The organism is Cellulomonas sp. (assembly GCF_017744555.1).
Taxonomy (GTDB): Bacteria; Actinomycetota; Actinomycetes; order Actinomycetales; family Cellulomonadaceae; genus Cellulomonas.
Genome location: NZ_JAGIBD010000021.1, coordinates 1 through 19555 on the forward strand (window position 1 = coordinate 1; position 19555 = coordinate 19555).

Below are 19555 nucleotides of genomic sequence, written 5' to 3' on the forward strand. Positions count from 1 at the left end.
GCACTACATGCACGACAAGTACGCCTACGAGCGCATCGAGATGGCCCTGCACGACCGCGAGATCCTGCGGACCATGGCCTGCGGCATCGCCGGCCTGTCGGTCGTCGTCGACTCGCTGTCGGCCATCAAGTACGCGACCGTCAAGGGGCTGCGGACCACGGACGGGCTCGTCACCGAGTACAGCGTGACCGGCGACTACCCGACGTACGGCAACGACGACGACCGCGCCGACGACATCGCGGTGTGGATCGTCAAGACGTTCATGGAGAAGATCCGGCAGTACCCGACGTACCGGGGCGCGCTGCACACGCAGTCCGTGCTGACGATCACGTCGAACGTCGTCTACGGCAAGGCGACCGGCTCGACGCCCGACGGCCGCCGCGCGGGCGAGCCGTTCGCACCGGGCGCCAACCCGATGAACGGCCGCGACACGCACGGCATGCTCGCCTCGGCGCTGTCGGTCGCGAAGCTGCCCTACGCGGAGGCGCAGGACGGCATCTCGCTGACGTCGTCGGTCGTGCCCAGCGGGCTCGGCCGCACGCCGGACGAGCAGGTGACGAACCTCGTGGGTCTGCTCGACGCGTACACGCTGTCGTCCGGGTACCACATGAACGTCAACGTGCTGAACCGCGAGACGCTGCTCGACGCCATGGAGCACCCCGAGAACTACCCGCAGCTCACCATCCGGGTGTCCGGGTACGCGGTGAACTTCGTGCGGCTCACCCGCGAGCAGCAGCTCGACGTGCTGTCCCGCACGTTCCACGGCGCGGTCTGACCCGCCCGATCGACGCCCGAGGAGACCCGGCCATGACCGCCCTGACCGACGCACGGCCCACCGGCGCACCTGTGGTGCCGCTCGGCGTGCCGCTCGTCGGCGGAGCGCACGGCCGGGTCTCCGGTGCGGGGACCGAGGGCCTGGCGGCGGACGACGAGCGCGCACGGTCCGAGCGGATCGCGGCGGTCCGGTCAGGCGAGATCGGGTCCGTCCACTCGTGGGAGCTCGTCACCGCCGTGGACGGCCCGGGGACGCGCATGACCACGTTCCTCGCCGGCTGCCCGTTGCGCTGCCTGTACTGCCACAACCCCGACACCATGGAGATGCGCCGGGGCACCGACGTCGCCGCGGACGAGATCCTGCGCCGCGTCGCCCGGTACCGCGGGGTCATGAAGGCCACCGGCGGCGGCCTGACGATCTCGGGCGGCGAGCCGCTCATGCAGCCCGCGTTCGTGCGGCGCCTGCTGCGCGGTGCCAAGGCGATGGGTGTGCACACCGCGATCGACACGTCGGGCTTCCTCGGCGCAGCCTGCACCGACGAGATGCTCGACAACCTCGACCTCGTGCTGCTCGACGTGAAGTCGGGCGACCCCGACACGTACCGCCGCGTCACCGGCCGAGCCCTGCAGCCCACGCTCGACTTCGGCCGACGCGTCGCGGACCGTGGCGACACCGAGATCTGGGTGCGGTTCGTGCTCGTCCCCGACCTCACCGACGACGAGGCCAACGTCGAGCTCGTCGCCGAGTACGTCGCGTCGCTCGGTGCCGCCGTGACCCGCGTCGAGGTGCTGCCCTTCCACCAGATGGGCCGCGACAAGTGGGACGACCTCGGCATGCGGTACGAGCTCGGCGACACCGAGCCTCCGTCGGTCGAGCTGGTCGAGCGGGTGCGCGGGCAGTTCCGGGCCCACGGGCTCACGGTCTTCTGAGCACCCGGTCGGAGGGCCTCAGAACGCGCTGATCGACCCCGGCGCCCGCTGCGGCCGCGTGAGCGTCCGTACGAGCGCGTCCTGTCCGTGCCGGCGCAGCGACAGGTCCGTGAGCAGCGTGAGGACCGGGCCGAGCGCCTCGGGGGCGAACGCGGGCACGGGGACGTCGACGCTCGCCGCGAGGTCGTCGCTGTGCACCACGATCTCCATGAGCCGCGTGACGAGGAAGTCGTCCGTCCGCAGCGCGGTCCCCGCCCACGGCAGGCCGACGGTCGGACCCGCTGCGGTGAGCGTGGCGGCGAGCGCGTCGCGCGCCTCCCGGGCCGCCGCGACCGCTGCCGACTGACCGGCCTCGGCCTGCTCCTCGCCCCGCTCGCGCACGCCGACGTTCGCCGGACCGTCGAGGTCCTGCTGCAGCCACGCCGCGCGGGCGTAGTGCTCGTCGAGCGAGATGGGCTCGACCTCGGGCGTCGGGCCGCCGAGCACCTCGACCACGCGCTGCGGCTGGTTGACGAGGTGCCACGCGAGCGCGCCGACCGTCATGCCCGCGCACGACGACTCCTCGTCCCACCGGGCGCCCACCTCGGGGCGTGCGACGAGGTCCGCGAGGAGGTCGACCGCGGGCGCGAGCGCGGCGCGGTCGAGGGAGCCGGCCAGGGACAGGGGAGGCAGCGTCGTCATGCGCCCATCCTGCCGTGCGTGACGTCGCTGGTCGGGCCGTCTTTGCCGTGGACGCACCCTGCGGCGCTCCCTAGGGTCGGGGCATGCGCATCGAGCAGCACGGCGACGTCCGTGTGCAGTACCTGGACCACGACGGGCCCGTGATCTCCAGCTCGGCGGACGCCTCGGACCTCATCGGCAACGCGTGGGTCGACGAGGCGAGCGTCGTGGCCGTGCCGGTGGGACGCCTGGATCCCGAGTTCTTCCGGCTCAGCTCGCTGCTGGCCGGCGACTTCCTGCAGAAGGCCGTGAACTACCACGTGCGGATCGCCGTGATCGGCGACATCACGGACCACGTGGAGCGCAGCGACGCCCTGCGGGACTTCGTCTACGAGTCGAACCGCGGCGACCACGCGTGGTTCCTGCCGGACGAGGAGGCGCTCGCCGCCAAGCTGGCCGGACCGCGGCGCTGACGACGACGAGGGCCCCTGGACCGCGACGGTCCGGGGGCCCTCGTTCGTGCGTTGCGGGTCAGCCGGCGGCGGGGACGTTCGCGACGCCGTCGGGCAGCAGGCGACGGCCCAGGACGCGCTCGGAGTACCCGGTGCGGTCGAGGTACGGCGTGATCCCGCCGAGGTGGAAGCCCCACCCGGCGCCGAGGATCATGCACAGGTCGATCTGCTGCGGCGTGGCGACGACGCCCTCCTCGAGCATGTGGCCGACCTCGACGGTGAGCGCGGTGAGGACGGAGTCCAGCACGCCGGCCTCGTCGAGCGGCGTGCCCGAGACCTCGACCTCGCGCGCGTCGTCGAACACCGCCTGGATCGCCGGGTCGACGGGCTTCGGGAGCCCCTTGGCGGCGGCGGGCAGCACGACGCGCGTCCCGTCGGCGACGAGCTTCTCGAGGCCGGGGGACCGGGGGAACCGGTCGCCGAGGTCCTCACGCAGCGACGTGAGCACGTGCAGGCCGACCGCGGGACCGGCGAGGTCGAACAGCTCGAACGGCGGCATCGGCAGCCCGAGCGGCCGCAGCGCGCGGTCGGCCACCTCCACCGGCGTGCCGTGCTCGACGGCGTCGACGATGACGCCCAGCAGCAGCACGAGAAGCCGGTTGACGACGAAGCCCGGACGGTCGGCGACGAGCACCGCCGTCTTGCGCAGCTTCTGCACGACGGCGAACCCGGTGGCGAGCGCCTCGAGCGACGTGTGCTCGGCCTGCACGACCTCGACGAGCGGCATGGCCGCGACGGGGTTGAAGAAGTGCAGCCCGACCACGCGCTCGGGGTGCTGCAGGTCCGCCGCCATCGCGGAGACCGACAGCGCGGACGTGTTGGTCGCGAGGATCGTGGTCGGGGCCACGACGGTCTCGAGCTCGGCGAACACGCGCTTCTTCAGGTCGAGGATCTCCGTGACTGCCTCGATGACGAGGTCGCACGACGCGAACTCCTGCAGGTCGGTCGTGCCGTGCACCGAGCCGATCAGCCGGGCGCCGGCCGCCTCGCTCATCCGGCCCGTCGCCGTGAGCCGCTCGACAGTCGACCGGACCGCCTCCAGACCCTTCGCGACGCGCTCCTCGTCGAGGTCGCGCATGACGACCGGGACGCCGAGACGCTGCGCGAACAGCGTCGCGATCTGCGCGGCCATGAGACCGGCACCGACGATGCCGACGCGCGTGACGGGCTGCGCGAGCGACCGGTCGGGGGCACCGACGGGCCGCTTGCCACCCGAGACGAGCCCGAACGCGTACACGGACGCGCGCATCTCGTCGCTCATGAGCAGGTCGGCGAGCGCCTCGTCCTCGGCCGCGAACGCCGACGACCGGTCGGCCTCGCGAGCCGCTGCGACGAGGTCGAGCGCGCGGTACGGCGCGGGCCGCGAACCGTGCACGACGGCGTCGAGGCGCTGCCGGGCGGCGTCGACGACGGCATCCCACACCGGCGCCGGGTCGAGCGGGCGACGCTCGACGACGACGTCGCCGGACAGCACGCGCGCCGCCCACCGGATCGACTCCTCGAGGAAGTCCGCCGGGTCGAGGACGACGTCCACGAGACCGATCGACGCAGCCTCGGTCGCCGAGTACGGCTTGTTGGTGGCCGGCCGCGTGAGGATGACGTCGAGCGCCTTCTCGATACCGACGAGCCGCGGCACGAGGTACGCGCCGCCCCAGCCAGGGACGAGCCCGAGACCGGTCTCGGGGAGCGCGAGCGCGCGCACGTCGGACGCGACCGTCCGGTAGTGGCAGTTGAGCGCGAGCTCGAGACCGCCGCCCAGCGCGACGCCGTTGACGAACGCGAACGTCGGCACACCCATGTCCTGCAGCAGGGCGTACGCCCTGTGCCCGGCACGGCCCAGCTCGAGCGCGGCGTCCCGGCCCGTGAGGGCCGTGGCCTGCGTGAGGTCGGCACCGGCGGCTAGGAAGTACGGCTTGCCCGTGACGGCGACCGCGGCGAGCTCGCCGGCGGCGACCCGGTCACGGACGCGCGTCAGCGTCGTGATGAGCTCGGCCATCCCGATCGGGCCCAGCGTCGACGGCTTCGTGTGGTCGAGGCCGTTGTCGAGCGTCACGAGCGCGAGCGTCCCGGCGCCACCGGGGAGCGTCACGTCGCGGACGTAGGAGTGCGTGACCCGCTCGGCGCGGGGAGCGGCGGCGGTGTCGGTCGGCGCGGTCACTTCGCGTCCTCCTCGGTGACGGTCGAGCCGGCGGGCTCGTAGTCGGGGTGGTGCGGGTTCTCCCAGATGACGGTGCCGCCCTGGCCGAGGCCGACGCACATGGTCGTCAGGCCGTAGCGGACCTCGGGGTGCTCCTCGAACTGGCGCGCGAGCTGCGTCATGAGGCGCACGCCCGACGACGCGAGGGGGTGACCGACGGCGATCGCGCCGCCGTAGGGGTTCACGCGAGGGTCGTCGTCCGCGATGCCGAACGCGTCGAGGAACGCGAGCACCTGCACGGCGAACGCCTCGTTGATCTCGAACAGACCGATGTCCTCGATGGTGAGGCCGGCACGTTCGAGTGCCTTGCGGGTCGCGGGGACCGGGCCGATGCCCATGATCTCCGGCTCGACGCCCGCGTACGCGAACGACACCATCCGCATGCGCGCCGGCAGGCCGAGCTCGGCGGCGGTGTCCTCGGCGGCGAGCAGGCACGACGCGGCGCCGTCGGTGAGCGGCGCGGCGGTGCCCGCGGTGACGCGGCCGCCCGGCCGGAACGGCGTGGGCAGCTTCTGGATGGCCTCGACCGTGGTGCCCGGTCGCGGCGGCTCGTCGGCCGTCGCCAGGCCCCAGCCGTGCTCGGGGTCGCGCAGCGCGACGGGGACCAGGTCGGGCTCGATCTTGCCCGCGGCGAGCGCGGCGGCGTACTTGTCCTGGCTCGCGACACCGTACGCGTCCGCCCGCTCACGGGTGAGGGCGGGGAACCGGTCGTGCAGGTTCTCCGCGGTCACGCCCATGTTGAGCGCGTCGTTCGCGACGAGCCGCTCGGACAGGAACCGCGGGTTCGGGTCGGCGTCGAAGCCCATCGGGTGGTGACCCATGTGCTCGACCCCGCCCGCGACGGCGACGTCCTGCGCACCGACGCCGATCGCGGCGGCGACGTTCGTCACGGCAGTCATGGCGCCGGCGCACATCCGGTCGACGGCGTAGCCGGGGACCGTGCGCGGCAGGCCGGCGAGGACGCCGACCGTGCGCCCCAGGGTCAGGCCCTGGTCGCCCTGCTGCGTCGTGGCCGCGATCGCGACCTCGTCGATCCGCTCGGGGGCGAGCTCGGGGTGGCGACGCAGCAGCTCGCGGACCGTCTTGACCGCGAGGTCGTCGGCGCGCGTGTGGGCGTAGATGCCGTCCTTGCGGGCGCGGCCGAACGGGGTGCGGACCCCGTCGACGAACACGACGCGGCGGACGCGGGGTGCAGGACGTGCGGATGCGGTCGGCATCGGGCCTCCAGGGCGGGACGACGGTGTCCGGGGTGGCGTTCCTCAGGCCCGCGGAGCGGGCCACCGACGGCCGACGCTACCCGGGACCTAAGTCCCACGCCAGCCTAAGTTACCGAAGAGTAACACTGGCGACCGCCGACTCGATCAGGCGGCCGGCGACCCCTCGAACGCCGTCGCGAGACGGTCCGCGACGAGCTCCACCTGCCACGGCCGCGCACCGCCGGCCCGCAGGAACTCGGCGACCGACGCCGCGTCGAGCGACGCGGGCGGCGTCCAGCACAGGCGCCGCAGGAGATCGGGCTGCAGCAGGTTCTCGGCGGGCACCGAGTAGGTCGAGGACAGGTCGGCCACGACGTCCCGGGCGGCGGTCAGCCGCGCCGCGGCCGCCGGGTCCTTCTCGGCCCACGCACGTGGCGGCGGGGGAGCGTCGCTCTTCGGACCGCGCACCGACGGCAGCTCGGAGTCCGGGACCGCGAGACCCCGGTCGATCGCCTGCTGCCACAGCGTCGCCCGGCGCCGGGTGCCCTTGCCGGAGAACGCCGGCAGGGCCGTGAGCGCGGGGACCGACCGCGGCAGCGCCTGCGCCGCAGCGACGATCGCCGCGTCGGGCAGCACCCGCCCTGGAGAGATGTCGCGCTGCCGCGCGTTCTGGTCGCGGGCCAGCCACAGCTCGCGCACCACGGCCAGACGGCGCGCGTCCCGGATCGTGTGCAGGCCCGACACGCGGCGCCACGGGTCGACCCGGGCGGGAGCCGGGGGAGCCGTGCGCACCGCCTCGAACTCCTGGGCGGCCCACTCGGCCTTGCCCGCGACCGCGAGGCGCTCCGCGAGGACCGACCGCAGCTCGACGAGCACCTCGACGTCGAGCGCCGCGTACCGCAACCAGTCGGCGGGCAGCGGTCGCGTGGACCAGTCGACCGCCGAGTGCTCCTTGGCCAGCCCAAGACCGAGCGCGTCCGCGACGACCGCCGCGAGCCCCACCCGCTCCATGCCGAGCAGGCGGGCGCCGAGCTCGGTGTCGAAGATCCGCGTGGGCCGCATGCCCTGCTCGACGAGTCCCGGCAGGTCCTGCGAGGCGGCGTGCAGCACCCACTCGACGCCGACGAGGGCGTCGGACAGCGCCGAGAGGTCGGGCAGCGCGATCGGGTCGATCAGCGCGGTTCCCGCACCCTCGCGACGCAGCTGGACGAGGTACGTGCGCTGGCCGTACCGGTAGCCGGACGCACGCTCCGCGTCCACGGCGACCGGTCCCGTGCCCGCACCGAACGCCGCGACGACCTCGGCGAGCGCCTCCGGCGTGTCCACGACGGGCGGGACACCGTCGGCGGGCTCGGTGAGCGGGACGACGTCGGGCGCCGCCGGGAGCTCGCCCTCGGCGGCGGGCGTGCCGGAGTGGTTCGAGCCGACGTCGGGCGTGCCGGCGTCGACGGTGCCGGCCTCGAGAGCGCCGCCCTCAGAGGGGCCGGCGGAGGCGTCGGGCTGCATGAGGACCACGGTATGCGACGCGGGCACGCCGTTCGCGCAGGCAGGCGCGGTGCGCCGCCCAGGGGGAGCCGGGTCAGTCGATGACGCCCGCACGGATCGAGATCGCGACGAGCTCCGCACGGTCGCCCGTGCCGAGCTTGCGGGAGATGCGTGCGAGGTGGCTCTTGACCGTCAGCGCGGACAGGCCGAGCTCGTCGCCGATCGCCCGGTTGCTGCAGCCGTCGGCCACGTGCTTCAGCACGCTGACCTCCCGCGCCGTCAGCTCGGGCAGCGTCGGCCGCGGCGGCGCGGGGGCCACCGCACGGCGCAGGCTCGGTGCCGTCATGCCCGCGACCGCACCGCGCAGTCCGCCCGCGAGGAGCACACCCAGCTCGGACCGGCTCGCCCGGCGGGTGAGCACCACCACACGCTGGGCGCCGCGCCGGCGGAGGTTGCGCACGAGCACGGTCCCGTCGCCGTCGGCGACATCGGTCACGACGACGCACATCTGGTGGCCGGCGGGCGCGGGGGCGCGCCTGCCGGTCGGGACGGTGTGCGGGGCGAGGCTCCGGCGGACCGGGGCGACGTCGCGACGCAGGGGCTCGATGCTCACGACCGATCCATCGGCAGGGCACCCTCGTGACTTGAGGCACCGCCCGGGGTGACTGGGAGCGATCCCGCCGACGGTCGCGCCCGCCGCTCTCAGCGGTGACGACGCGGCAGTGCCCTCGTCCGCGTTGCTGCGCCGTCAGCGACGCGGTGCCAGGGGCACGACGCCCTCCGGCAGCGGCGGCAGCCCGGCCGCGGTGCACAGGAGCGTCGCCCACGCGCGCAGGTGCGGGCCGAGGTCCTCGCCCGCGGCGGTCCACGACGCGCGGATCTCGAGCTCGGTCTGCTCGGAGCGGCGCTCGAGCGCGCCGAAGCTCTGCGACAGGACGCGCGTCACCGTGCCGCCCGCGGCGTGCGGCGTGAGGTCGGCCGACTCGAGTGCGTCCGTGAACCAAGACCAGGCGACCTCGGCGAGCAGGGGGTCTGCGCCGACCTCCGGCTCGAGCGTGCAGCGCACGAGCGTCACGAGCCGGAACGAGCCCTCCCACGCCTCCTGGCCGTCGGGGTCGAACAGCACGACGAACCGGCCCGACGCGAGCTCGGCCGCCGCGACCGACCGGCGGGCGGTGCGGACCTCGGCGGTGAGCGCCGCGGTGAACGGGGCGATCCGGGCGGGACCGGGCACCTCGTCGAGGATCACCTCGGGCCGGACGGCCACGCCGCGCAGCGAACGCAGGGCGCGGATGAACTCGGCGGGGACGTCGTCGGGTCCGGCGGGGGTCACGGGGTGGAGCGTACGGCCGGGGTGCCCGTCTCGCGGTCCGGCACGCCGCTTCGACGGGTGTGGTGCGCGACTAGGCTGGCGCCCGCACCCACCACTCCGGTCGACGCCCCGTGGCATGCCGTACGCACGGCGCAGCACACGTCGACCGTCGACCGAAGGAGCACTCCCCGCATGGCTGACAGCACCGCGACCGGAACAGCGCAGATCGGCGTCACCGGACTGGCGGTGATGGGCCGCAACCTCGCCCGCAACTTCGCGCGGAACGGCTACACCGTCGCGGTGCACAACCGGTCCTACGCCAAGACGCAGTCCCTCGTCGACGACCACGGCGACGAGGGCACGTTCGTCCCGTCCGAGTCGGTCGAGGACTTCGTCGCGAGCCTCGCCCGCCCGCGCAAGGTCGTGGTCATGGTCAAGGCGGGCGGTCCCACGGACGCTGTCATCGACGAGCTCGTGCCGTTCCTCGAGGAGGGTGACATCGTCGTCGACGCGGGCAACGCGCACTTCTCCGACACGATCCGCCGGGAGGCCGCGCTGCGCGAGAAGGGGCTGCACTTCGTCGGCTCCGGCGTCTCGGGCGGCGAGGAGGGTGCACTCCTGGGCCCGTCGATCATGCCGGGTGGCACGGCGGAGTCGTACGAGTCGCTCGGCCCGATCCTGGAGAAGATCTCCGCGAAGGTCGACGGCGTGCCGTGCTGCACGTACGTCGGGCCCGACGGTGCCGGCCACTTCGTCAAGATGGTGCACAACGGCATCGAGTACGCCGACATGCAGCTCATCGCCGAGGCGTACGACCTGCTCAAGCAGGGGCTCGGTGCCTCTGCCGCCGAGATCGGGCAGATCTTCGCCGAGTGGAACACGGGCGACCTCGAGTCGTTCCTCATCGAGATCACGGCCGACGTGCTGCAGCACGTGGACGCCGAGACCGGTGCGGCGTTCGTCGACATCGTGCTCGACCAGGCGGAGCAGAAGGGCACCGGCCGCTGGACCGTGCAGAACGGCCTCGACCTCGGCGTCCCGATCACCGGCATCGCGGAGGCCACGTTCGCCCGCGCGCTGTCCGGGTCGGTCCCGCAGCGCACCGCCGCCCGCGGCACGCTGCCTGCGCACACCACGCCGTGGGAGATCACGGACCGCGACGCGTTCGTCGAGGACGTCCGCCTCGCGCTGTACGCCTCGAAGGTCGTCGCGTACTCGCAGGGCTTCGACCAGATCGCCGCCGCGTCCGCGGAGTTCGGCTGGAACATCGACCGCGGTGCGATGGCGCGCATCTGGCGCGGGGGCTGCATCATCCGCGCGCGGTTCCTCAACCGGATCACCGAGGCGTACGAGCGCGACGCGAACCTGCCGCTGCTGCTCGCCGACGAGTACTTCACCGGCGCCGTCGGCAACGGCGTCGAGGCGTGGCGCCGGATCGTCGCCGGCGCCGCGCTGCACGGCGTGCCGACGCCCGCGTTCGCATCCTCGCTGTCCTACTACGACGGCGTCCGCGCCGAGCGGCTGCCCGCCGCGCTGATCCAGGCGCAGCGCGACTTCTTCGGCGCGCACACGTACCGCCGCACGGACCGCGAGGGCACGTTCCACACACTGTGGTCCGCCGACCGCACCGAGCAGAACGCGTGAGCGGCGAGCTCCAGCCCGTCATCCTCGGCGCCGACATCGGCGTCTACGCGCTGGCCCGGTCGTTCCACGAGCAGTACGGAGTGACGTCGGTCGTCGTCGCGGGTGCGGCACTCGGACCCGTCCAGCACTCGCGGATCGTCCGGCACGAGATCGTCGCCGACGGTCACGACCCCCAGCAGCTGGTCGACCGCCTGCTCGAGGTCGCACGCAGCATGCCCGACCGTCGCCTGCTGCTCATGGCCAACTCGGACTGGCTCGTCCGCGTGGTCGTGCAGCACCGCGAGGAGCTCGAGAAGTTCTACGCCGTGCCGTTCCTGTCCCAGGAGCTGCTCGACCAGATCTCGGACAAGGCGACGTTCGCGGAGATCTGCGAGCGGCTCGGCATCTCGGTGCCGCGCACGATCGTGCAGGACTTCGCGACCGGTGCGCCCGACGTCGCGGTGGACCTCGAGTTCCCCGTGATCGCGAAGGCGGCGAGCAGCGCCGACTACCAGGACGTCGAGTTCGCGGGCAAGAAGAAGGTCTTCGAGATCGCGACGCCCGGCGAGCTCGCCTGGCTGTGGGGCGCGCTGCGCGGCGCCGGGTTCCAGGGGCGGTTCGTCGTCCAGGAGCTCGTGCCCGGTGACGACACGCAGATGCGGTCCATCACGGCGTACGTCGACAGCCACGGCGAGATCACGCTGCTCTGCTCGGCGCACGTGCTGCTCGAGGAGCACACACCGTCCGGGCTCGGCAACCCCGCCGCGATGATCACCGACCGGGACGACGCGATGCTGGAGCAGGCGCGCACGTTCCTGTCGTCGACGGGCTACCGCGGGTTCGCCAACTTCGACGTCAAGGTGGACCCCCGCAGCGGGCAGTTCCGGTTCTTCGAGGTGAACCCCCGGATCGGCCGGAACAACTACTACGTCACCGCTGCCGGGGCCAACCCCACGCGGTTCGTCGTGGAGGACGTCGTCGAGGGCCGGTCGGTCCCGCCGGTCGTGGCCGACCGCGAGGTCCTCTACGCGGTCGTGCCGCACCGGCTGCTGCTGCGGTACGTGCGCGACCCGCAGCTCGCTGCGCGCGTCCGGCGGCTCGTGAAGACCAAGGCCGTGGCGCACCCGCTGAGCTACCCCGGCGACCTGTCGCCGCGGCGCCGGCTGTACATCCTCATGGCCCTGGTCAACCAGGTGCGCAAGTTCCGCAAGTACTACCCGGAGGTCACCTCCACGGGCTTCTGAGCGGCACGACGCACGGACGGTCCGACCCTCACGGGGTCGGGCCGTCCGTGCGTCTGCGGCTCCGTCAGCCGAGCTCGCTCGTCCCCGCGTACAGGTGCAGGACCGGGACCTGCAGGTCCTCGCGTGCGCGCGACGCCCAGTCGGTGTGGAGGGTGTCCTCGACGGCGTGCGGGTACGTGACGACGGCGACCTCGCGGACGTCGCCGGTCGCGACGGCCGTCCGCAGCGCGGGCAGCGGGTCGTCGGCGACGATCTCGCCGGTGGCCTCACGGCCGGCGGCCGCGAACGCCGCGAGGGTCCCCTCGAGCTGCTCCGCGGCCGTCGCCCGGGCCTGGTGCTCGCTGGGCTCCTTGCCGCGCACGCGGTCCCACGCGCTGCGGATCTCGCCCATGCTGAGGTCGTCGATGATCGTCGAGAGGAGCGGACGCTCGCTGTCCGCCGGCACCAGCACCCGGTAGGCGAGCACCTCGCCCTCGTGGAGCGACAGGAGGTGCTGCACGTCGACGGCGGCCAGGGTGTCCTCGACGAGGACCAGGATGGTGTCGGTCACGCGCCGAGCCTAACGACCTGCCACCGTCCGAGCAGCACACCGCCCGCGTGGAGCAGGTGCAGGGGTCGCAGCTCTCGGGCGGGGTCGAGCCACATCGGCAGGTCGACGACCCGGGGTGCGGGGCCGCCGACGAGCACCGGGCTGAAGGTCTGGCACAGCTCGTCGACGAGGTCGGCGCCGACCAGCTGACCGAGGAGGGTGGGCCCGCCCTCCGTGAGGACGTGCGCGAGCCCTCGAGCGCCCAGCGCGGCCAGCGCCACCCGCAGGTCCACGGTGCCCGGCGTGTCGGCCTCGGTGAGGATGAGCCGCTCGGGTCCGATCCTGTCCCCGAGCTCGTCGAGCCGCGGGCACGTGCCGGTCGTGAGCACGAGCGGCGGCCGCTCGCCGTCGAGGAGCGCGTCGGGGACGTCGCCCGACGCGGACACGATCGCCAGCTCGATCTCGGGGGTCCGGCCGAGCGCGCGGCGGGCCTCGCGCAGCTCGTCGGGGACGTCGAGCGCGCGGTACTGCTCGGCGCGGGCGGTGCCGGCGCCGATGAGCACGACGTCGGCGAGTGCCCGCAGCACGCGGAAGACCCGGAAGTCGGCGGCGTCGTTGATCGAGCCGGAGCGGTGGTCGGCGCCCGTGGCGCCGCCGTCGACGGAGCTCACCATGTTGGCGCGCACGTGGACGCCGCGCGGCGGCTCGAGCGGAAGGCGGTCGGTGAAGGCTCCGAGAAGCTCGGCCTCGTCGGCGCGCGGCTCGATGCGCGTGCCGGCTCGGTCGACGGGGAGCAGGACGTCGAGGGCGGGGAAGTCGTCGGGCACGTCGTTCACCCTAGGCGTCCTCGTGCCGGGTTCGCCGGGGATGCCCGCCTGCGGAGGCAGCCGCCGCGCGCCCTGCGACGGGACGGGTCAGTCGGCGCGCGTGCCGGGCCCGAGGGTGTCGGCGAGCGCCGCGACGTCGCCCACGACGACCACGGCGGGGTTGCCGACGCCCCGCGCGGCTGCCAGCTCGGCGATGTCCGTGAGCGTCCCGACGGTGGTGCGCTGCTCGGGCAGCGTGCCGCGCTCGACGACCGCGACAGGCGTCGACGGGTCGCGCCCGTGCTCGACGAGCGCGCGGGCGTGCCCGGCGAGCTGTGCGACGCCCATGAGCAGCACGAGGGTGCCGTCGAGCCGTGCGAGCGTGGCCCAGTCGGGCGCCGAGTCGTGCGCGGACAGGATCGTGAGCTGCCGGGACACCCCGCGGTGCGTGACGGGGATGCCGGCGGCACCCGGGACGGCGATCGCGCTGGTCACCCCGGGCACGACCTCGACGGGCACGCCGGCCTCGAGGCACGCGGCGACCTCCTCGCCGCCGCGGCCCAGCACGAACGGGTCGCCGCCCTTGAGCCGGACGACGCGCTTCCCGGCCTGCGCGCGCTCCACGAGGACCTCGTTGATCTGGGTCTGCGTGAGGGTGTGCGCGTGCGGGGACTTGCCGGCCTCGATGACCTCGACGTCCGCGTCGAGCTGCTCCAGCAGCGCGCGGGGGGCGAGCCGGTCGACGACCACGACGTCGGCCTCCGCGAGCGCACGGCGGCCGCGGGTCGTGATGAGCCCGGGGTCGCCGGGGCCACCGCCGACGAGCGTCACCGTGCCTGTGGCCACCGGTCGCTGCCGTCGCAGCGGGAGCTCGCCGGTGTCGAGCAGCAGCGCGAGCGCCGACCGCAGGCGTGCGGCACGACGGGGGTCGCCGCCGGCGCCGACGGCGACGGTGACGTCCCCGGCACGGGCGACCGCGGGCGTCCAGGCGGTCGACGCCGACGCGTCGTCGGCCCGCACGCACCACAGCCGGGCGGCCTCGGCGTCGGCCGCGACCGCGTCGTCGACCTGCCGGACCCCGGTCGCGGTGTGCACGAGCCAGGCGCCGTCGAGGTCGGTCGCGAGGTACTCGCGCGCGGACCACAGGACGGCGCCACGCCCGACGAGCTCGGTGAGGTCCTCGCAGAGCGCCGGCGCCACGACGTGCACGTCCGCCCCGTCGTCGACGAGTCGGGCCGTGCGGCGCGCCGCGACGGGGCCACCCCCGACCACGACGACCTTGCGGCCGTGCAGGTCGAGCAGCAGCGCGTGCCGCGGCGCGTCCGTCATATGCCGGCCCCGGCGAGCCAGTCGTCGTCGTGCGCGCTCGGGGGAGCGGTGGGCGTCAGGCGGTCGAGCAGCGTCGGACCCACGAGGCCGGCGGCGAGCGTGGTGCCGTCCGCGGGGTCGACGAGCAGGAACCCGCCCGTGCGCCGGTGGTCGGCGTAGTCGTCGAGCAGCACGGGCTCGGCCAGACGCACCTTGACCCGGCCGATCGCGTTGAGCGTGAGCGCGCGCGGCGCGACGTCGGAGGACGTGTCGGTCGCGTCGACGGCGTGCAGCGTGTCGACCCCGTCCCACACCTCGACGGTCTGGGTGTCGACGTCGAGCCGCGCGTTGACCTCGCGCAGCAGCGCCCGCACGGTGCGGGTGCCGATGCGCACGAGCAGCCGGGCGCCGAGGACGCTGCGCCGCTCGGCGAGCCAGCACACCGTGCCCTCGAGGTCCTGGCCGGTCGTCACGACTGCCCCCGACGGCACGAGCACGTCGCCGCGGGCCACGTCGACGTCGTCGGCGAGGCGCAATGTGACGGACTGCGGCGCGTGGGCCTCGCCGAGCGGGCCGTCGAACGTGTCGATGGCCGTCACGGTGCTCGTCTTGCCGGACGGCAGGACCGTGACCTCGTCACCGACCCGGACGACGCCCGACGCGATCCGCCCCGCATATCCGCGATAGTCGGGGTGCTCGGGTGTGCGGGGGCGGATGACGACCTGCACGGGGAAGCGGAACGCCTCGGTGCGCGCGTCGCGGTCCACCGGGACGGACTCCAGGTGCTCGAGCAGCGTCGGGCCGTCGTACCAGGGTGTGCGGGCGGACCGGTCGACGACGTTGTCACCGTCGAGCGCCGACAGCGGCACCGCCTGCACGTCCGCGAGCCCGATGGCCGACGCGTACTGCGCGAAGTCGTCGGCGATCGACCGGAAGGTCGCCTCGTCGAAGTCCACGAGGTCCATCTTGTTCACCGCGAGCACGACGTGGGGGACGCCGAGCAGCGCGGTGATCGTGGCGTGTCGCCGGGTCTGCTCGAGCACGCCCTTGCGGGCGTCGACCAGCACGATCGCGAGCTCGGCGGTCGACGCGCCCGTCACCATGTTGCGCGTGTACTGCACGTGGCCGGGCGTGTCCGCGAGCACGAACGCGCGCCGGGCCGTCGAGAAGTAGCGGTACGCGACGTCGATCGTGATGCCCTGCTCGCGCTCGGACCGCAGCCCGTCGGTGAGCAGCGCGAGGTCGACCGCGCCGCCGCCGCGCGCCGCGGTCGCCGCCTCGACGGCCGCGAGCTGGTCGGCGAGCACCGACTTCGTGTCGTAGAGCAGGCGCCCGATGAGGGTGCTCTTGCCGTCGTCGACCGAGCCGGCCGTGGCCAGGCGCAGCAGGTCGCGCTGCGTGTGGTCGGTGGTCGCCTCGGCCTCAGCGGGCAGCGTGGTGTCCGTCGTCATCAGAAGTAGCCCTCGCGCTTGCGGTCCTCCATGGCGGCCTCCGAGGCCCGGTCGTCTGCGCGCGTCGCGCCGCGCTCGGTGAGCCGGCTCGCGGCGACCTCGGCGATCACGTCGGCGACCGTCGTGGCCGTCGAGTCGACCGCTCCGGTGCAGCTCATGTCGCCGACCGTGCGGTAGCGCACCGTGCGGGTCTCGAGCGTCTCGCCTGCACGCGGACCACCCCACTCGCCGGGTGCCAGCCACATGCCGTCGCGGGCGAACACCTCGCGCTCGTGCGCGTAGTAGATCGACGGCAGGACGATCCCCTCGCGCTCGATGTACCGCCACACGTCGAGCTCGGTCCAGTTCGACAGCGGGAACACGCGCACGTGCTCGCCGGGCTTGTGGCGGCCGTTGTACAGGTCCCACAGCTCCGGACGCTGGCGACGGGGGTCCCACTGCCCGAACTCGTCGCGCAGCGAGAACATCCGCTCCTTGGCGCGTGCCTTCTCCTCGTCGCGCCGCCCGCCCCCGAACACGGCGTCGAACCTGTTCGCGGTGATGCCGTCGAGCAGCGGCACGGTCTGCAGCGGGTTGCGCGACCCGTCGGGACGCTCGACCACGCGGCCGTCGTCGATCGCGTCCTGCACGCTCGCGACGACGAGCCGCAGGCCGAGCTCGGCCACGGTGGCGTCGCGGTAGTCGATGACCTCGGGGAAGTTGTGCCCCGTGTCGACGTGCATGAGCGTGAACGGCACCGGCGCCGGCCAGAAGGCCTTGCGGGCGAGGTGCAGCATCACGATCGAGTCCTTGCCGCCGCTGAACAGCAGCACCGGGCGCTCGAACTCGCCGGCGACCTCGCGCATGACGTGGATCGCCTCGGACTCGAGGGCGTCCAGCTGTGTCAGGCCCGTACGGGTGGGGGTCACCGTCGTCATGTGTGCAGACCGCATTCCGTCTTGGAGGTACCGGACCAGCGGCCGGCCCTCGGGTCCTCACCGGGGGCGACTGCGCGCGTGCACGGCGCGCAGCCGATCGAGGCGTAGCCCGCCTGGCGCAGGGGGTTGAGCACCACGTGGTGCTCCTCGACGTAGGCGTCCACGTCGGCCTGCGTCCAGGCGGCCAGCGGGTTGAGCTTGACCTTGTCGCGCCTGACGTCCCAACCGACCACCGCGATGTCGGTGCGCGTCGGGGCGTCCTCGCGGCGCATGCCGGTCACCCACGCGCGGTAGGGGGCGAGGCCGCGCTCGAGCGGCTCGACCTTGCGCAGCGCGCAGCACAGGTTGGGGTCACGGTCGTGCAGGCGGGGACCGTGCTCGGCGTCCTGCTCGGCGACCGTGCGCAGCGGCAGGATCGTGCGCAGCGAGATGTTCGTGAAGTCGGCGTAGTAGTCGCGCGTGCCGAGCGTCTCCGCGAAGTGGTAGCCGGTGTCGAGGAAGATCACGTCGATCCCGGGCACGGCCTTCGCGGCGAGGTCGACGAGCACCTCGTCGCCCATCGACGACGCGACGACGAGGTCGGAGCCGAACGTGCGGCCCGCCCACGCGAGGATCTCCGACGGATGAGCCCCTTCGAGCTCGCGTCCGGCGTCCTCCGCGAGCCGGCGCAGGTCGGTCGTGTCCACGGTCATGCCTTCACCCCCACGAACTTCAGCGCGAACGCCCGGGAGCAGGAGCGGCACTCCCACTCGCCGTGCCGTTCGCTCGCCGGCCACAGGTCCTCGCTCGCGCAGAACGGGCAGTAGTACGGCACCGCGCGCTGGGCGGACTCGCTCATCGCAGGTCCTCCTCGTCGGCCCGGTGCACCCACTGCGCGAACAGCTCCCCCTCGGTGCGCTGCTCGTCGAACTTGCGCGTGACCCGCTCGACGTAGTCGGGCAGCTCGTGGGCGGGGACGCGCAGGCCGCGCAGCGTCTTCCCGAGACCGCTGGTCAGGCCCAGGCCGCCGCCCAGGTGCACCTGGTAGCCGTCCTCGCCGCCCGCGAGCGCGCCCTTGAGGCCGATGTCGGCCGTCTGGATACGGGCGCACGAGTTGGGGCAGCCGTTGAGGTTGATCGTGATCGGCTGGTCGAACGTCGGCAGGCGCTCCTCGAGCTCGCCGACGAGCGCCTTCGCGCGCGCCTTGGTCTCGACGATCGCGAGCTTGCAGAACTCGATGCCCGTGCACGCGAGCGTGCCGCGGCGGAACGTCGACGCGGTGCGCACGGCCAGGCCCGCAGCCTCGAGGCCGTCGACGAGCGCGTCCACCTTCTCCGGTGCGACGTCCAGGATCACGAGCTTCTGCTCGACGGTCAGCCGCAGCCGGTCGGAACCGGCGGCCTCGATGAGGTCCGCCAGCTGGGAGAGCAGCGGACCGGAGACGCGGCCGACGATCGGCGCCGCGCCGACGTAGAAGTTCCCGTCGTTCTGCGGGTGCACGCCGACGTGGTCGCGGCGGCCCGTCGGCGGCGGGGGCGGCTCCGGGCCGTCCGGAAGCGAGTACCCCAGGTACTCGCCCTCGAGGACCTCGCGGAACAGCTGCGGCCCCCAGTCCGCCATGAGGAACTTCAGGCGCGCACGCGTGCGCAGCCGGCGGTAGCCGTAGTCGCGGAAGATGCCGACGACGCCTGTCCACACCTCCGGCACCCGGTCGAGGGTGACGAACGCGCCGAGGCGCTTGCCGAGCATCGGGTTGGTCGACAGCGCGCCGCCGACCCACACGTCGAAGCCGGGGCCGAGCTCGGGGTGCACGACGCCGACGAACGCGACGTCGTTGATCTCGTGCGCGACGTCCTGGTGCGGCGACCCGCTGATCGCGGTCTTGAACTTGCGCGGCAGGTTCGAGAACGCCGGGTCGCCGATGTAGCGCTCCGCGATCTCGCGGACCGCCGGCGTGCCGTCGATGATCTCGTCCGCCGCGACGCCCGCGACGGGGGAGCCGAGGATGACGCGGGGGGTGTCGCCGCAGGCCTCCTGCGTGGACAGCCCGACGGCCTCGAGGCGGCGCCAGATCTCCGGCACGTCCTCGATGCGGATCCAGTGCAGCTGGATGTTCTGCCGGTCGGTGATGTCCGCGGTGGTGCGGCCGAACTCCGTGGAGATCTCGGCGATCACGCGCAGCTGGGCGAGCGTGAGGGCGCCGCCGTCGCACCGGACCCGGAGCATGAAGTACTCGTCGTCGAGCTCGTGCGGCTCGAGCGTGGCGGTCTTGCCGCCGTCGATCCCGGGCTTGCGCTGCGTGTAGAGGCCCCACCAGCGCATGCGACCGCGCAGGTCCTCGCCGGGGATGGACGCGAAGCCCTCGCGGGAGTAGATCGTCTCGATCCGGTGACGGACGTTGAGCCCGTCGTCCTCCTGCTTGAACTTCTCGTTGCCGTTGAGGGGCTCACGCTGGTCGAACGCCCACTGGCCCTCGGGGCGGGCTGCGGGCGGGGCGATCCTGGTCTGCGCCATCGGGCGCTACCTCCAGGGGATCATGGACGTGCGGCTGCACCCACCGTCTGCGAGGGACGGAGCTTCGGGCGGCAGACCGCGCGCCCGAGGGGGGACGAAGGGCGGGGTCAGTCGATCC

At 73.5% G+C, this 19555-nt stretch carries 19 protein-coding genes; 5 read left to right on the forward strand and 14 right to left on the reverse strand.

Features of this window, described 5'->3' with window-relative positions:
• Together J7523_RS13725 and pflA are read left to right on the forward strand one after the other, a co-directional pair.
• On the forward strand, window positions 1-775 hold a 775-nt coding region (locus J7523_RS13725), incomplete at its 5' end, for a pyruvate formate lyase family protein (RefSeq protein WP_291887552.1).
• 32 nt (window positions 776-807) lie between these two features.
• Window positions 808-1704, forward strand: coding sequence for a pyruvate formate-lyase-activating protein (gene pflA / locus J7523_RS13730; protein ID WP_291887555.1), 897 nt, complete (start codon window positions 808-810; stop codon window positions 1702-1704).
• A gap of 18 nt (window positions 1705-1722) precedes the next feature.
• On the opposite strand, the gene J7523_RS13735 is transcribed toward pflA, so the two are convergent.
• The gene (locus tag J7523_RS13735; RefSeq protein ID WP_291887558.1) at window positions 1723-2385 is read right to left on the reverse strand and encodes a maleylpyruvate isomerase N-terminal domain-containing protein; all 663 of its coding nucleotides are present in this window, start codon (window positions 2383-2385) and stop codon (window positions 1723-1725) included.
• Between the two features lie 83 nt (window positions 2386-2468).
• Here J7523_RS13735 and J7523_RS13740 point away from each other — a divergent pair, with 83 nt between their 5' ends.
• Window positions 2469-2837, forward strand: a complete 369-nt coding sequence (locus J7523_RS13740; RefSeq protein WP_291887561.1) for a DUF4180 domain-containing protein — start codon at window positions 2469-2471, stop codon at window positions 2835-2837.
• Window positions 2838-2895: 58 nt separating this feature from the next.
• Here J7523_RS13740 and J7523_RS13745 read toward each other — a convergent pair whose 3' ends face one another.
• The 5 genes from J7523_RS13745 to J7523_RS13765 form a co-directional block, all read right to left on the reverse strand.
• Complete coding sequence (locus J7523_RS13745; RefSeq protein WP_291887564.1) at window positions 2896-5034, reverse strand: 3-hydroxyacyl-CoA dehydrogenase NAD-binding domain-containing protein; 2139 nt, start codon at window positions 5032-5034, stop codon at window positions 2896-2898.
• Complete coding sequence (locus J7523_RS13750; protein ID WP_291887567.1) at window positions 5031-6290, reverse strand: thiolase family protein; 1260 nt, start codon at window positions 6288-6290, stop codon at window positions 5031-5033. Before J7523_RS13750 ends, J7523_RS13745 begins: the two co-directional genes overlap by 4 nt.
• A gap of 144 nt (window positions 6291-6434) precedes the next feature.
• A complete protein-coding gene (locus J7523_RS13755; protein WP_291887571.1) occupies window positions 6435-7775 on the reverse strand; it encodes a ribonuclease D in 1341 nt (446 codons plus the stop codon).
• Window positions 7776-7848: 73 nt separating this feature from the next.
• Window positions 7849-8367 (reverse strand): LuxR C-terminal-related transcriptional regulator, encoded by a 519-nt coding sequence (locus tag J7523_RS13760; RefSeq protein WP_291887574.1) that lies wholly within the window; start codon window positions 8365-8367, stop codon window positions 7849-7851.
• A gap of 135 nt (window positions 8368-8502) precedes the next feature.
• A complete protein-coding gene (locus J7523_RS13765; protein WP_291887577.1) occupies window positions 8503-9087 on the reverse strand; it encodes a DUF3000 domain-containing protein in 585 nt (194 codons plus the stop codon).
• A gap of 171 nt (window positions 9088-9258) precedes the next feature.
• Here J7523_RS13765 and gndA point away from each other — a divergent pair, with 171 nt between their 5' ends.
• Both gndA and J7523_RS13775 read left to right on the forward strand, forming a co-directional pair.
• Entirely contained in the window at window positions 9259-10710 is a 1452-nt protein-coding gene (gene gndA, locus J7523_RS13770) for an NADP-dependent phosphogluconate dehydrogenase (RefSeq protein ID WP_291887578.1), read from the forward strand.
• Window positions 10707-11933: a hypothetical protein gene (locus J7523_RS13775; RefSeq protein ID WP_291887580.1), complete on the forward strand. Its 1227-nt coding sequence runs from the start codon at window positions 10707-10709 to the stop codon at window positions 11931-11933. Before gndA ends, J7523_RS13775 begins: the two co-directional genes overlap by 4 nt.
• A 64-nt stretch (window positions 11934-11997) precedes the next feature.
• Here the strand turns inward: J7523_RS13775 and J7523_RS13780 are convergent, their stop codons facing one another.
• From J7523_RS13780 to J7523_RS13815, 8 genes are all read right to left on the reverse strand, one after another.
• Window positions 11998-12483, reverse strand: coding sequence for a hypothetical protein (locus J7523_RS13780; RefSeq protein WP_291887583.1), 486 nt, complete (start codon window positions 12481-12483; stop codon window positions 11998-12000).
• Window positions 12480-13298, reverse strand: a complete 819-nt coding sequence (locus tag J7523_RS13785) for a dihydrofolate reductase family protein (protein WP_291887585.1) — start codon at window positions 13296-13298, stop codon at window positions 12480-12482. Before J7523_RS13785 ends, J7523_RS13780 begins: the two co-directional genes overlap by 4 nt.
• 78 nt (window positions 13299-13376) lie before the next feature.
• Complete coding sequence (cobA, locus tag J7523_RS13790; RefSeq protein ID WP_291887587.1) at window positions 13377-14597, reverse strand: uroporphyrinogen-III C-methyltransferase; 1221 nt, start codon at window positions 14595-14597, stop codon at window positions 13377-13379.
• Window positions 14594-16027, reverse strand: coding sequence for a GTP-binding protein (locus J7523_RS13795; protein WP_291887589.1), 1434 nt, complete (start codon window positions 16025-16027; stop codon window positions 14594-14596). Before J7523_RS13795 ends, cobA begins: the two co-directional genes overlap by 4 nt.
• Window positions 16027-16959: a sulfate adenylyltransferase subunit CysD gene (gene cysD, locus J7523_RS13800; RefSeq protein ID WP_291887591.1), complete on the reverse strand. Its 933-nt coding sequence runs from the start codon at window positions 16957-16959 to the stop codon at window positions 16027-16029. Before cysD ends, J7523_RS13795 begins: the two co-directional genes overlap by 1 nt.
• A complete protein-coding gene (locus J7523_RS13805) occupies window positions 16941-17636 on the reverse strand; it encodes a phosphoadenylyl-sulfate reductase (RefSeq protein ID WP_291887593.1) in 696 nt (231 codons plus the stop codon). Before J7523_RS13805 ends, cysD begins: the two co-directional genes overlap by 19 nt.
• A complete protein-coding gene (locus J7523_RS13810; protein ID WP_291887595.1) occupies window positions 17633-17782 on the reverse strand; it encodes a hypothetical protein in 150 nt (49 codons plus the stop codon). The genes J7523_RS13805 and J7523_RS13810 overlap by 4 nt, the downstream gene beginning before the upstream one ends.
• A complete protein-coding gene (locus J7523_RS13815) occupies window positions 17779-19437 on the reverse strand; it encodes a nitrite/sulfite reductase (protein WP_291887597.1) in 1659 nt (552 codons plus the stop codon). The genes J7523_RS13810 and J7523_RS13815 overlap by 4 nt, the downstream gene beginning before the upstream one ends.
• Window positions 19438-19555 lie beyond the last annotated feature (118 nt).